Here is a 15368-nt window from a genome sequence, read left to right on the forward strand (position 1 = left end):
TAACGTGAACAAATTGATTTTCATCATTATAAGAGATGGGGGAGTTTGATGAAAGCTTTTTTAGATGAGCAGTTTTTATTAAACAGTCAAACGGCGGAAAAGCTATACCATGAGTTTGCAAAGAACCTTCCGATTATTGATTACCATTGTCATTTAAGTCCAAAAGAAATCTATGAAAATAAAACGTTCCAAAATATAACCGAAGCATGGCTTTACGGAGATCATTACAAATGGCGCGCCATGAGAGCAAATGGGATACCTGAAACACATATCACAGGAGATGCCTCAGATTATGAGAAGTTTTTAGCTTGGGCGAAAACTGTTCCGATGACGATTGGAAATCCTCTCTATCACTGGACCCATCTAGAGCTAAGACGATATTTTGATGTTGAAGAACTTTTGAATGAAGAAAGCGCAGACATCATCTGGAAAAAAGTAAATGAAAAGTTGCAAGGAGATGGATTTGGTGCGAGAGATTTCATTGTGAAATCAAATGTTGAAACGGTTGTGACGACAGACGATCCAGTTGATTCGTTGATTTATCACCAACAACTGCGGGAAGAAGGCTTTTCTGTGCAAGTACTGCCAGGGTTTCGGCCAGATAAGGCATTAGATATCACAAATGACTTGTTTATCGAGTATGTTCATCAGCTGGCGGAGGTTTCATCTATCAAGATCGAATCCTATCAAGACTTCATAAAAGCACTTCATATGCGAATCGATTTCTTTCATGAACAGGGCTGTTTGATTTCAGATCATGCCATCAATGAAATGACTTACGAAGACACGACGGAAGAAGAAGCTACGATCATTTTTCATAAAAGAATGTCTGGACATCCATTGACGGAAAAGGAGAAGGTTCAATTTAAAACACACACATTCATTGAACTAGGTCAGGCATATGCTCAGCGGGGATGGGCGATGCAGCTTCATATCAATGCGCTCAGAAACAACAACTCGAAAATGTTTAAGCGACTTGGACCAGATACCGGATATGATGCAATGAATGATGAAGACATTGCAAAGCCTCTTTGCCGCGTATTAGATCGGTTAGAACAAGCACATGCATTGCCAAAAACCATCCTCTATTCCTTGAATCCAAGGGACAATGTGGTGATTTCAACAATAGCTGGAAGTTTTCAAGATGGAAAGACTCCTGGGAAAATGCAGCATGGAACAGCTTGGTGGTTTAATGATACAAAGCAGGGAATGACAGAGCAGATGATGGCACTTTCCAGTATCGGACTGATCAGCCGATTTATTGGGATGCTGACAGATTCACGAAGCTTCCTGTCTTACACAAGACATGAATATTTTCGTAGACTGTTATGTGACATCATTGGAGATTGGGTGGAAAAAGGTGAAGCGCCTAATGATCTCAATTTGCTAGGGGGAATGGTAAAAGGAATCAGCTATGAAAATGCAAAGCAGTATTTTCAATTTGAACGGGCAAATGAGCTTTCGCATAAAAGCAAGATGATATGAACAAAAAGCAAGAATATGAAAGCGTTTTTATGATAAGATGATAAAAAATCATAAAAGGCGGAATAGCATGACAGTCACAATCAAAGATATAGCAAAATTGGCAAACGTTTCTCATACCACAGTATCAAGGGCTTTGAATAACAGTCCTTTTATTAAAGAGAAAACAAAACAAAACATCTTGTCGATTGCAAAACAGCTGAATTACTCACCGAATGTCCATGCCAGAGGCCTTGTCTCGCAAAAATCATTTACAATTGGTCTGTTTTTTACGAGTTTAACAGAAGGCACATCCTCAAGCTTCTTTGTTGATGCCTTAAAAGGCGTCAACAGTGTGATAACAGAAAACTATCATTTGGTTGTAAGAGGAATTGACGATTTTCATGATTACACAACCATTCATAAACAGCGGTATGATGGTATTTTGCTCATGAGCCAAAGCGAGCATGATGAAGCGTTTATCCATCATGTGAAAAAACAGGGCATTCCCATTATTGTACTGAATCGCCGTGTAGAAAGTAATCAAGTGATGAATATATTAGCGGATGATGGTGAAGGGGCATACCAAGCTGCACACTTTTTCATTCAGCAGGGGCATAAACAAATTGCCATTATTGAAGGGAAACAGGGATTTAAATCCACACAAGAAAGAAAAGCTGGTTTTCTGCAAGCACTCATTGACCATCATGTACCCATGAAGAAAGAATACATGATCACAGGCGACTATCATATGAAGAGCGGCTATGAATCAATGGAAGCCTTACTCACTCTTGATGATCCGCCAACTGCCCTTTTTTGCTCAAACGATGACATGGCGATTGGTGCGATGAATGCATTGTTTGCAAAAGGTAAAAGGTGTCCTGATGATCTCTCTATTATCGGTTTTGATGATATTTCATTTTCATCTTATACAACGCCTGCCCTCACAACAGTCAAAAAGCCAATTGAAAAAATGTGTGCGCTTGGAGCAGAAGCTATCCTTTCAGTCATCAACAGTGAAACGCAAGAAGACGATCATCTGGAAAAAGTGTATGTCCACACAGAGCTGATGATTAGAGATTCAGTCAAAAAGGTGCAGTAATCAGCATCTTTTAAATGAAAATGTTCACGTGTGCAAAAAATGCGGGGAGGAAAAGCGTTTGAGACGATTATCCAAAGATGTGTACCCAGTGGCTGAATATCCTGAAACCATTCTACAAATTGGCGAAGGGAACTTTATGCGAGGATTTATGAATTGGCAGATCCAGAAGCTAAACGACTGTACAGATTTTAAAGGAAGAGCAGTGGTTGTTCCTCCTCGAAAAGGATCAGTGACTGCTCTAAATGAACAAGATGGTTTGTACACTTTATGTATTCAAGGATTTCATGACCAAAAAGAAATGAACGAACGGATCGTCATTCAATCCATCAGCAGGGGAATCAGCACATATACAGATTATGAAGTCTTTTTACATGTAGCGGAAAGTCCTGATGTGCGCTTTGTCTTTTCTAATACAACAGAGGCAGGACTTGTGTTAAGAAAAGAGGACCGATTAGAAGATCGGCCGCAAGCAAGTTTTCCAGGAAAGCTGACAGCCTTCTTGTATCACCGCTTTAAAGCTTTTTTTGGAGATGAGAAAAAGGGCTTGATCATTTTACCTTGTGAATTGATTGAACAAAACGGTGATCGATTAAGAGAATATGTGATCACAATGGCAGCTGAGTGGAATCTTCCGCCTGATTTTGTGGCTTGGGTCAAGGAAGCCAACACGTTCTGTAATACGTTAGTTGATCGAATTGTCCCAGGATTTTCTCAGGAAGCAGCGGAGACTGTTCAAAAAGAAGAGGGGTATATCGATGAATTGCTTGTCACAGCAGAATATTATCACCTGTTTGTCATTGAAGCACCTGCGTTTGTTCAAAAAGAGCTTCCTTTTCAAGAAGCAGGGTTAAACGTACTTTTTGTGGAAGATATCGCTCCCTATCGTATGAGCAAGGTTCGCATTTTAAACGGTGCGCATACAGCGATGGTGCCGATTGCATATTCATGTGGCTTGGATACTGTCAAAAAAGCGGTGGATGATGAGCATGTTGGTGTGTTCATTCGCCGCATGCTTGAGGAGGAAGTGCTGCCAGGTTTGCCACTTCCTGAAGAAGAGCTGCTGCTTTATACACAATCCGTGTGGGATCGATTCTGCAACCCTTTTGTCAAACATCAATTACTCGATATTGCCTTAAATGGTGTATCTAAATTTCGGGCGCGTATTCTCCCGTCTCTTCTAGATTATATAGAGCTAAAAAAACAGTTGCCTACGAAGCTTATGTTCTCACTGAGCAGTTTGATTTATTTTTATCAAGTCCATGCAGATCAGATAAAGGATGATGAGTCTGTGATGACATTCATGAAGGAAGCATGGGAGGAAGTGGACCATTCCTATGAATTAATGGTCGATCAACTTCTTTCAAACGAAGTTTTATGGGGGATGGATTTGACGAGGATAGCAGGGCTGAGGGATGCAGTAGCCGAGCAGCTCACCTTCATACATGAAAATGGCATGAGAGCTGCTGTTCACCAAATTCTTCAATATGAAAGTCAGGGGGAGAAGGCATGAGAGACTTTGTTGTGATTCATCCTTCAGATAATGTTGGTATCGCTTTAAAAGTGCTTGAGCAAGGCGAAGAGCTTCAGCACCAAGGTCATACAATCATTTTAAAAGAAACCGTTCCTAAAGGTCATAAATTTGCATTGGCTGAGATCAAAGAAAAAGAGAATATCATCAAATATGGCTACCCCATTGGTCATGCATCCACTGCGATTTCGACTGGAGAATGGGTGCATACGCACAATATCAAAACGAATCTATCAGGTAAGCTCGATTACGAATACCGACCTTCTTTAACAGAAAACCCCTATGAAAAAACGAATCTGACATTCAAAGGGTATAAACGAAAAAATGGTGCAAGTGGTATACGAAATGAGCTTTGGATTGTCCCAACAGTTGGGTGTGTCAATGGCATTGCCGATCAAATCATTCAAATATTTACCGCTGAAATGGGGGGGAGCATCCATCCTTTTGAAACGGCTCTCGTATTAAAGCACAATTATGGGTGCTCACAGCTTGGGGATGATCATGAAAACACAAAAACAATACTTCAAAATGCCGTAAAGCACCCAAATGCTGGAGGGATTCTCGTTCTAGGTCTTGGCTGTGAAAACAATGACATTGAGGATTTTCAGGCAACATTAGGGGAGTATGACCAGACGAGGGTGAAATTTTTAAGAAGCCAAGAAGTAGGGGATGAGATTGAGACGGGTGTCGCTTTGCTCAAGGAAATTTATGACGCAGCGAAAGAAGATCAGCGTGAAGACATTCCGTTATCTGAGCTGAAAATTGGCTTGAAATGCGGAGGATCAGATGGATTTTCAGGCATTACCGCAAATCCACTTTTAGGCAGACTGTCCGATTTCATTGTGGCTCAAGGCGGAACCACCGTCTTAACAGAAGTACCGGAAATGTTCGGGGCTGAAACAATCTTAATGGAGAGAGCGGAATCAAAAGCGACATTCGACAATATTGTGCAGATGATCAATGATTTTAAACAATACTTTATGGATCATCGACAGCCAGTATATGAAAATCCTTCCCCGGGAAATAAAGCAGGAGGAATTTCGACATTAGAAGATAAATCTCTCGGCTGTACACAAAAAGCGGGTACTTCCGTTATAAAGGATGTTTTAACATACGGTGAGCTGCTAAAACGAAAAGGATTGAATTTATTAAGTGCGCCTGGGAATGATTTGGTTGCTTCATCTGCTCTCGCAGCGTCTGGCTGTCAGCTCGTCCTCTTTACAACAGGCAGAGGCACACCGTTTGGCACATTTGTTCCAACGATGAAGGTATCGACCAATACTGCGTTATATGAAACAAAAAAACATTGGATTGACTTTAATGCGGGGGAATTGCTTGAGGATGTATCAGAAGATGTGGTGCTAGAGAAGTTCATTGCCACGGTGATTGATGTGGCGAGTGGAAAGCTGTTAAATCATGAAAAAAACAATTTTAGAGAGTTGGCTATTTTTAAAACAGGTGTGACACTTTAAGGCGTCTGGGGGATAAGGAAATGTCTAAAAAACGGAATTTGATGTATGTGACAGCAGGAACAGTACTAACAGGAATTGGACTCGCACGTTTAGCAAAGCAAGGGAAAAAAGACAAAGAAACAAATGGCATAGATCAGGTGTTAAAGCAGATAAAAGCACCAAAGTTCCCAGATCGTGAATTCAATGTCATTCATTATGGTGCAGATAACAAAGGGATAGAGCTTTCGACAAATGCTATTCAGTCTGCCATCGATGATGCACATCGTTTGAAAGGAGGGCGTGTGCTGATTCCTGAAGGGACATTTTTGACAGGCGCTTTAGAATTGAAAAGCAATGTAGAGCTTCATCTTCATGAAAACGCCTATGTGGCCTTTAGCCAAGATACACGTGATTATCTCCCACTTGTTCTAACAAGATATGAAGGCATTGAGCTCTATAATTATTCACCACTTATTTATGCCCATCATGCAGAAAACATCGCGATTACAGGAGCAGGCACGCTGGACGGGAGAGGGGATGAACACCACTGGTGGCCTTGGAAGTATGGAACAAATGGTCAACCCTCTCAAGATCGGGATCGTCAGCTTCTTTTTGAAATGGCTGAAAAAAGAATACCAGTGGAAGAAAGAGTGTTTGGCGAAGGACATTATTTAAGATCAAGCTTTATCCAGCCATACAATTGCCAAAACATTCTCATTGAAGGAGTAACAGTAAAGGATTCACCGATGTGGCAAGTCCATCCGGTGTTAAGTGAAAACGTCATCGTCCGCGGGGTGAATATCATCGGTCATGGCCCAAATACAGATGGTGTGAATCCAGAGTCGTGTCGACATGTGCTCATTGAAGATTGTTATTTTGATAATGGCGATGATTGTATTGCCATTAAATCGGGCAGAAATGAGGACGGCCGGAGAATCGGTGTTCCATCTGAAAACATCGTCATTCGTAGAAATACGATGCGTGATGGTCATGGCGGAGTAACGATCGGGAGTGAAATCTCTGGAGGCGTCAAGTATGTATATGCAGAGGATAATGTCATGGACAGTCCGAACCTCGACAGGGCATTGCGCATTAAGACCAACTCTGTCAGGGGCGGTACCATTGAACACATCTATTTTAAAAACAATCTAGTGAAAAGCTTAAAGCATGAGGTGGTCTGTATCGACATGATGTATGAGGAAGGGGATACCGGTCCGCATAGACCTGTAGTCCGTCATATTGAAGTAGAAGGGTTAAAAAGCAGCGGAGGGCGATATGGTGTCAAGATCGCCGCATACTCACATTCCCCGGTCACACACTTTAAAATGAAAGACTGTGTCATTGACGATGTCACGTACCCTCTTTCATTAGAACATGCAGTATCTCCTTCATTTCAGAAAGTTGTCATTAATGGTGAACATATCAACCAATAGCGGAAGTGAAAACAGCCACGTCAAAGGCTGTTTTTCTTTTATAAGGGCAAAAAAACGTATTGGCCGTCACATATACAACCAATCTGCACTGTAGTATAATATTCCCGAAATTAGAAAAGAATTGACGAAAGAGATGACGTCAAGCAGTACATAAAGCAGGGGGTTTATTGATGAAGAAGTTAACTGGTATTTGGCTATCATTGTTACTTGTGATCGGTGTTTTAGCAGGGTGTGAAGGTGCGGAAACGGACCAAAAAACAAACAGTTCAAAGCCTAAAGAGACAGCGGCTGCGGCATTTCCTGTATCCATCAAAGATGCAGCTGGTAAAACAGTTGAAATCAAAGAACAGCCTAAACGAATTGTTTCGTTAATTCCAAGTAATACAGAGGTTGCCTATGCCCTTGGTCTTGGAGATAAAATCGTTGGTAGATCAGACTTTGACAACTATCCAAAGGAAGTAGAAAAGGTCGAGAAGATTGGCGGTCTTGATTTCAATGTAGAGAAGGTTATTTCCTTAAAGCCTGATCTTGTCTTAGCACATGCATCACAAATGAGTTCAAAAGACGGATTTAAACAGCTTGAAGATGCAGGTATTCAAGTGCTGACTGTTAATGATGCAGCTTCCTTCAAAGATGTGTATAAGTCTATTAATATGATTGGTGAAGCAGCTGGCGTAAAAGAGGCATCAACGAAGCTTGTAGATGAGATGAAATCAAAACTGAATGACATTAAAAAACAAGCAGAATCCATCTCCAAAGACAAACAAAAAACAGTTTTTGTCGAAGTATCAGGTGCGCCTGAAATTTATACAACAGGTAAACAAACGTTTATGGACGAAATGTTGTCTGTCATTCATGCAAAAAATGCTGCTGGCGACCAAACAGGCTGGGTGCAAATGACGGAAGAATCAATTATTAAACGAAATCCTGATGCTATTGTTACGATTGATGGCGCAAGCTTAGATGATCTGAAAAAAAGAGACGGCTGGAAGGCGATCAAAGCAGTCAAAGAAAAACAAGTCTTTCAATTGAATACGGATCTGGCATCACGACCGGGACCGCGATTGGTTGAAGGAGTGGAGGCTCTTGCGAAAAGCATCTATCCTGACACGTTCAAATAAAATCATCATCGCATACACAGCAAGTGTTTTACTTCTTGTGGTGAGCATTGGAATGGGAATCTCATTTGGCAGTTTAGGGATTCCCATTCCTTCTATACTTCGGATCTTTGTTCATGAAGTATTTGGAATTCAGGCCGGAACCATTGATGCAATTGACCGCAATATTATGATGAATATCCGGCTGCCGAGAGTGATATTAGCGGCGTTAGTCGGAGCAGCTCTGGCGTTATCTGGTGCAGCCTTTCAAGGTTTATTAAAAAATCCTCTCGCTGACCCTTATACACTTGGGGTATCTCAAGGGGCATCTGTGGGGGCTGTAGCCACATTGTTTTTCAGTTTGCAGTTTCCTTTGCTCGGCAGTTTTACACTGCCTTTTTTGAGTATGACAACAGCGCTTGTCACACTATGTCTCGTCCTCTTTTTTGCCCGTCTGGTTCACCGAGGAATGAGCATTTCTTCTTTAATTTTGACGGGGGTCATCTTTAGCTCTTTTTTAGGAGCGCTCATTTCATTAATGATTGCGTTAACAGGTGATGATTTAAAAGAGATTATTCATTGGCTTCTAGGCAGTGTGTCTATGAGAGGCTGGCGATATATTGCTCTTTTCCTTCCTTTTTTCCTCATTGGTACATTTGCATTGATCTTGATGGGAAGAGATTTAAATGTGATGACATATGGCGAAGAAAAGGCAAAACTGTTAGGGGTTCATGTGAAACGGAGCAAATATGTGGTGTTGCTTGCTGGTTCGATTCTGACTGGAAGTGCGGTGGCTGTGTCAGGAACGATCGGATTTGTAGGACTGGTGATTCCGCATTTTATCCGTCTTTTATCCATTACGGATCATCGTCATTTGCTGCCTTTGTCGATGCTGAATGGTGCTTCCTTTCTCGTTTTAGCAGATGTGCTCTCCCGTACGATCATTGAACCGACTGAATTGCCTATTGGCATCATTACAGCGTTAATTGGTGCACCTGTCTTTGGCATCATCCTCATTCGCAGATATAGAGGAGGGACGCATCTATGATTCAAGTGAAGGAAGTTAGAGGAGGATATGGAGAAAAAGAGGTCATTCACGGCGTGAGTTTTGAAGTGGAGCGAGGGGAATTCCTCGGCATCCTTGGTCCAAATGGGAGCGGTAAGACGACACTGCTTAAAATGATCGCAGGTATTTTAGCACCTGAGAGCGGCCAAGTAACACTAGATGGCCATCCAGTTCAATCCTACCGGCCAAAGGCACTTGCGCAAAAATTGGCGGTTCTTCCCCAGAAGACCGATCAAGCCTTTTCATTTACAGTGAAAGAAACGGTCCAGTTTGGGCGTTATCCTTATCAGAAAGGGTGGCTACAATCTGTTACAAAAGAAGATATCGAGATTGTCAGCAAGGTGATGGACCAAACAGATATTGCTCAATTTAAGGATCAATCCATCCATGAGTTAAGCGGTGGAGAACAGCAGCGGGTTTACTTAGCCCAAGCGCTGGCTCAGTGCCCTGACTATTTATTGCTGGATGAACCAACGAGTTTTCTTGATTTAGCTTATCAAAAAGAGTTACTCGATTTGATTAAACAAGAGACCGCTTCCTCTAACTTAACGGTAATCGGTGTGTTTCATGATGTGAACATTGCCAGTTTGTATTGTAACCGCCTGCTTTTGCTGAATGAAGGAAAGACGGACATGCTGGGAGAACCGCATCATGTGTTGACCACCGAACGGGTGAACCGGGTGTATGAAACAGATGTAACACCTCTCCAACATCCACTGCGGGCAAACCCTCAGCTGGTAATTGAACCTGCGTCCATCTCTGAACATTCAAGGCTGAACTTAGCGGATGGGTGGAAAACATATGGCACAAACGGAATGACATTTTCTACTCATCAGCCATTGCGCATCCTTTCATCACATGAGAAAAGCGGGGGTTTCTTTTGGACACGCTCCCTTGGAACGGGAACTGAAGCACTCCATGACATGCTGGATGATGAGGAAGGGTACTTATTTCTTGGTCAATCTGATGGGCCGAAGCAATACGCCGCTGAAGATGATGATGATGATGAAGATGTCCTTCTTTATGGGATGCATCAAGAAGGAGAGCTGTCCGTTTGGCTTGTGCTGAAAGGAACGATATCAGATGGTGCGTCTGTCCAGCTGATGGGCGAGCTGACGCACTTCATTAAACAAGAGACAAGTATCCAGGTGCATCATCTTTGTATCGCTGCTGCCAATGCAGAAGAAAAGGAGCATACTGCTCATTTACATGAAAGAGTCAGACTGAAAGTGAAGCATCTTCTTCATACATTGAATGCTATAAAAAAGTGAACCGGCTGGTTCACTTTTTTTGTTGAAAACATCAACATCTACTTATGTCATCCACTGAATATTTGAAAAAAACGAAAAATATGTTGCTAAATAAATCATATTGCTTTTATAATAAGAATAATGAAAGCGTTTCAATAATTAATTGTTTAAAAATGCAACAATCGGAAGGGGAGGATCATTTGAACATTCAAGGAATCATTCCAGCTATTTTGACACCGCTTACAGAAGAAGAGCATTTTCATCCAGAAGTGACAAAGCAACTTATTGATCATTTAATCGACTCAGGTGTGCACGGCATCTTTGCTTTAGGGACAAACGGCGAATTTCATTTGTTTTCAGAGGAAGAAAAGCTTCAAATTGCTGAAACTGTTGTAAAGGCTGCGGGCGGCAGGGTGCCTGTATACATGGGAGCAGGTGAGAATAGCACTAAGGCAACCATTAAGCTGTCAAACAAGTTCGCAGATTTAGGCGTAGATGTCTTGTCGGTTATCACCCCTTATTTTGTTGCGCCATCACAAGAGGAGCTGTATGAGCATTTTCGTCATATTTCAGAGAATGTGACCATCCCCATTTTACTTTATAACATTCCATCAAGAACAGGTGTGTCACTTGCGCCAGAGACGGTTGCAAGGCTCAGCGTCCTACCGAATGTGTTAGGTATTAAAGACAGTAGTGGAGATATTGCCAATATCAAAGCGTATCTCGATGTCACAAAGGATGAAGAGTTTGTCGTGCTTGCAGGAACGGATTCCCTCATTTTAGAGACATTGAAGCTAGGCGGAACAGGTGCAGTGGCGGCAACGGCAAATGTGCTTCCCAAAACCGTCGTTGGCATTTATGAATCGTTTCAGCAAGGAAATCTTGACCAAAGTGAGCAATGTCAGCAGCAGCTGCAGCCGTTAAGAGCGACATTCACATTAGGAACGTTACCAGCACCTTTGAAAAAAGCAGCTGAACTTTCAGGGATTCCTGTAGGTCCGCCAAAAAGCCCGGTCAAAGCATTATCCGGCGAGGCTTTAGAAGCTGTGATGAACATGATGGAGAATTATCGGATACAAGCAAAAGCAGCAAAGGAGTCGTGAAGAGATGACAATATCACATTATCACTTTCAAACGGCATCACACATTGTTTCTGGCGCCCACTCTCTAGAGCTCCTTGGGGAGAAACTAGAGCTATTAGGACTTAGCAAATTGAGATCGATTTTTATTTTAACGCAGCCATCCATCGTATCTCTTGGTTACGCAGATCAAATCAAAACAGAACTTGCGAAAAAAGGGATTGCGAGTGAGATCAGCACAGAGATTAAGCCTGAACCAACGGAAGAAAATATCGAGGACGTATTCCAGACATTTTTAAAAGGGGAGCATGAAGCCATTATTGGGATTGGTGGCGGGAGTGTGCTGGATGCGGCCAAAATATTAGCTGTTCTAAAGACGAATGATCAGCCAATTTCTGATCTCGTTGGCACGAACCTTGTTAAAAAAAGAGGAGTTCCAACGATTCTCATTCCAACAACCTCAGGTACGGGATCAGAAGTGACACCAAACGCGATTGTTACCTTTCCGGAAAAAGAATTAAAAATTGGCATGGTCAGCCCATACCTTTTGCCTGATCTTGTGATCTTAGATCCCGCACTGACACTCAAATTGCCAAAAGCCATTACCGCAGCTACAGGGATGGATGCGTTTACGCATGCGCTTGAATCGTATATTTCAAATAAAGCCAATCCATTTAGTGATATGTTTGCACTCGAATCGATGAGGCTCATTTCAGGAAGTATTCAGGAGGCCTATCATCACGGGGATAATATGACAGCAAGGGAAGATATGCTGGTTGGTGCCATGTATGGCGGGATGGCGCTCACAAGTGCCGGAACCGCTGCTGTTCATGCAATGGCTTATCCGTTAGGGGGGAAATTCAAAATTTCACACGGTGTCGCTAATTCCATGCTGCTTCCTCATGTCACGGCGTTTAATGCAGACCATATCAAAGATCGTCTTGAAGATATTGCTAGAGTGATAGGGATCGAAGAGAAAGGCTCAAAGCATACGCTTGCAGAGCAAGTGATTCGTCAAGTAGAAGAGTGGACAGCGGATTTACACATTCCTCAACAACTCAAAGCCTTCGGCGTGTCAAAAGAAGATGTGCCGGCACTTGCTGAAGCTGCTTCGGAGGTGAAGAGATTAATGGATAACAACCCGAAGCCGATGTCTGTCTCTGATATTGAACAGATCTACATGAAACTGCTCCACGTTTAACACTTCATACGTCACTGGGATGGGACATGAGAAGTTGCTTCATACGGCTTGCACACAAAGGGGGATTTTAAGTGAATGTCTTAAGTAGTTCTGTCATCACATTTATTTTAATCGTCATTATTCTCTATATTCTGTTTACGACCTGGCTGACGATGCGTTTCCGTAGTAAGTCTAACTCAGAATTTAACAATGCCGCTAAGTCACTTCCAGCTATTGTGGTCGGTATTTTGTTAATGAGTGAATTCATTGGGACGAAGTCAACTGTCGGAACAGCTGAATCTGCTTTTACACACGGGCTTTCCGCTTCATGGTCTGTTATCACAGTTGCTATTGCCTTTTTTATTTTTTCCTTTTTCTTAGTGGGAAAGTTTTATCGAACAGGACAATACACGATTTCAGGTATTATCGATCAAAAATTTGGAAAATCAACAAAGCTTGTTGTCTCTGTCATTATGATTGCAGCCCTGCTCTTAGTGAATCTAGGAAACTATTTAAGTGGTTCAGCTGCCATTGCATCTATTCTTGGCCTTCCTTTAATGACCTGTGCCATCATCACGGCGGTTGTGAGTACATTTTATTTTACTTTCGGAGGAATGAAGGGGGTTGCATGGGTCACGATCCTTCATTCAATTGTGAAGTATGCGGGGATTTTAATTACACTAGGGGTAGCCCTTTATTTAACAAAAGGCTTTGAGCCAATGAAACAAACATTACCCGACCATTTCTTTACATGGGATGGGACCATCGGTTGGGGAACGATTGGAGCTTGGTTTATAGGAAACATGGGGGCCATTTTTGCGACGCAGTTTATCATTCAAGCGATCACCTCGTCGAAAAGTGAGCGAGAAGCGAAAAAATCGACTCTGTATGCAGCACTCCTTTGTTTGCCGCTTGCCATTGCGATCGGGATCATCGGTGTCTCAGCCCGTTATTTGTATCCAGACATTGACCCTATTTATGCTTTCCCTGTCTTTTTACAGCATATGAATCCGATTTTGAGCGCTATTGTGGCAACATCGCTTGTCGCATCCATTTTTGTTGGTGTCTCGACGGTTGCACTTGCTACAACCACGTTGATTATTGATGACTTTTATGTACCGAAAAAGAAACCATCACCAGAGCAGCGTATGAAGGTGACTCGGTATGTAGCTGTCATGGTTGGGATTGTGCCGCTTGTGGGGGTCGCACTTGCACCAGAGTTGCTGTCACTTTCCTTTTTTACACGAGCACTTCGAACATCGATTGCAGTTGTAGCAGCAATGGGCTTTTACTTGCCATACTTTAATTCAAATAGAGGAGCAACCATTGGTCTTGCCGCTTCAGGCATCGCCACGACGGTGTGGTATTTACTCGATAATCCATTTGGAATCGATAATATGTATGTGGCCATTATCATTCCTTTCCTAGTTCTGGTGATGGATCGATGGATCAGCCCGCCAGCTAAAAAGGATCAATCACTGAAAGGAGAATTATGATGACAAATGAAGACATCATGATCAAAATAGATGGAAAATTGCGACAAAATGAACAAGACGCAGCTAGAAAAGAAGCCTTTTTACCAACAGATTGCGTGCAAAACCATGCGGCTAATCTCATCGAACTGGATAATGGAGATTTGCTGTGTGTATGGTTTGGCGGTACGCAAGAAGGAATTCCTGATATCTCTATCTATATGTCAAGGCTCAAGCAAGGAAGTAATCAATGGACGAAGGCTGTGAAGCTGTCTGATGATTCTACAAGATCTGAACAAAATCCAGTTCTTTTTCAAGAGAAAGATGGCAGGCTGTGGCTGCTTTATACAGCACAACTTTCTGGCAATCAAGATACAGCTCTTGTGAGATATCGTTTATCGGAGGATAGAGGAGAGACTTGGGGAGAGATTGGTACTTTATTTGATCAGCCGGGGACGTTTATACGACAGCCTATTGTTGTATTGGATAATGATGATTGGCTCCTTCCGGTGTTCTATTGTAAAACGATTCCTGGCGTAAAATGGACAGGAAACCGTGATGTCAGTGCTGTGAAGATTTCCTCAGATCAAGGGAAGACCTGGGAAGAGGTCACTGTGCCCAACAGTACTGGCTGTGTTCATATGAATATCGGAAAATGTGCGGATGGTTCCCTGCTTGCTCTCTTTAGAAGCCGGTTTGCTGATTCGATTTATATGAGCCGTTCAGTGGATCATGGACGGACATGGTCTGAGCCAAAAGCAACAGAGCTGCCAAACAATAACTCATCCATTCAATTTACGGTGCTCCATAATGGTCATCTTGCCCTCGTGTATAACCATATCAATGCGGATGATCAAACAGAAAGAAGGGCGTCCTTATATGATGAAATTGAGGATGAAGGCGATACACGCACGGCCATTGATACAGAGGCACGTCCAGCCTTTTGGGGAACACCTCGTGCGCCAATGACACTTGCCATCTCGACGGATGATGGTGCGACATGGCCCGTCAGACGTAACCTTGAAATTGGTGATGGCTACGCCATGACAAACAACTCAAAGGACAAATTGAATCGAGAATATTCCTATCCATCCATCATAGAAGGAAAAGATGGGAGTCTGCACATTGCGTTTACTTTTTACCGGCAGGCCATCAAGTATGTGTGTGTGAAAGAAGAATGGACTCATCACACGTCTTAACCGCAAGGGATCAGTGTTTCCGTGAATTGTAACCCTCATTTTCTTCATTT

12 protein-coding genes are annotated in these 15368 nt (G+C 42.5%); all 12 read left to right on the forward strand.

The window, feature by feature from the left end:
* Positions 1-48: 48 nt before the first annotated feature.
* The 12 genes from uxaC (at position 49) to KFQ09_RS13400 (ending at position 15318) form a co-directional block, all read left to right on the forward strand.
* The gene (gene uxaC / locus KFQ09_RS13345) at positions 49-1485 is read left to right on the forward strand and encodes a glucuronate isomerase (protein WP_099496744.1); all 1437 of its coding nucleotides are present in this window, start codon (positions 49-51) and stop codon (positions 1483-1485) included.
* Positions 1486-1552: 67 nt separating this feature from the next.
* On the forward strand, positions 1553-2563 hold the full coding sequence (locus KFQ09_RS13350) for a LacI family DNA-binding transcriptional regulator (RefSeq protein WP_255835749.1): 1011 nt from the start codon (positions 1553-1555) through the stop codon (positions 2561-2563).
* A gap of 58 nt (positions 2564-2621) precedes the next feature.
* Positions 2622-4073 carry a tagaturonate reductase gene (locus KFQ09_RS13355; protein WP_255835750.1) on the forward strand — a complete coding sequence of 484 codons (1452 nt, stop codon included), beginning with the start codon at positions 2622-2624 and terminating at the stop codon, positions 4071-4073.
* On the forward strand, positions 4070-5563 hold the full coding sequence (locus KFQ09_RS13360) for a UxaA family hydrolase (protein ID WP_255835751.1): 1494 nt from the start codon (positions 4070-4072) through the stop codon (positions 5561-5563). The genes KFQ09_RS13355 and KFQ09_RS13360 overlap by 4 nt, the downstream gene beginning before the upstream one ends.
* A gap of 20 nt (positions 5564-5583) precedes the next feature.
* Positions 5584-6975, forward strand: a complete 1392-nt coding sequence (locus KFQ09_RS13365) for a glycoside hydrolase family 28 protein (protein WP_052320873.1) — start codon at positions 5584-5586, stop codon at positions 6973-6975.
* A 170-nt stretch (positions 6976-7145) separates the two neighbouring features.
* Positions 7146-8096, forward strand: coding sequence for an ABC transporter substrate-binding protein (locus tag KFQ09_RS13370; protein ID WP_052320874.1), 951 nt, complete (start codon positions 7146-7148; stop codon positions 8094-8096).
* On the forward strand, positions 8062-9120 hold the full coding sequence (locus KFQ09_RS13375; RefSeq protein WP_052320875.1) for a FecCD family ABC transporter permease: 1059 nt from the start codon (positions 8062-8064) through the stop codon (positions 9118-9120). Before KFQ09_RS13370 ends, KFQ09_RS13375 begins: the two co-directional genes overlap by 35 nt.
* Positions 9117-10409 (forward strand): heme ABC transporter ATP-binding protein, encoded by a 1293-nt coding sequence (locus tag KFQ09_RS13380; RefSeq protein ID WP_099496741.1) that lies wholly within the window; start codon positions 9117-9119, stop codon positions 10407-10409. Before KFQ09_RS13375 ends, KFQ09_RS13380 begins: the two co-directional genes overlap by 4 nt.
* A gap of 179 nt (positions 10410-10588) precedes the next feature.
* On the forward strand, positions 10589-11491 hold the full coding sequence (dapA, locus tag KFQ09_RS13385; protein WP_035701352.1) for a 4-hydroxy-tetrahydrodipicolinate synthase: 903 nt from the start codon (positions 10589-10591) through the stop codon (positions 11489-11491).
* A gap of 4 nt (positions 11492-11495) precedes the next feature.
* Positions 11496-12668: an iron-containing alcohol dehydrogenase gene (locus tag KFQ09_RS13390; protein ID WP_017359261.1), complete on the forward strand. Its 1173-nt coding sequence runs from the start codon at positions 11496-11498 to the stop codon at positions 12666-12668.
* Between the two features lie 71 nt (positions 12669-12739).
* On the forward strand, positions 12740-14143 hold the full coding sequence (locus tag KFQ09_RS13395; RefSeq protein WP_008347100.1) for a sodium:solute symporter family protein: 1404 nt from the start codon (positions 12740-12742) through the stop codon (positions 14141-14143).
* Positions 14143-15318, forward strand: a complete 1176-nt coding sequence (locus tag KFQ09_RS13400) for a sialidase family protein (RefSeq protein ID WP_046527679.1) — start codon at positions 14143-14145, stop codon at positions 15316-15318. Before KFQ09_RS13395 ends, KFQ09_RS13400 begins: the two co-directional genes overlap by 1 nt.
* Positions 15319-15368: the final 50 nt, after the last annotated feature.

This window comes from Bacillus sp. FS02, from assembly GCF_024398395.1.
In the GTDB taxonomy this organism is placed as follows: domain Bacteria; phylum Bacillota; class Bacilli; order Bacillales; family Bacillaceae; genus Bacillus; species Bacillus altitudinis.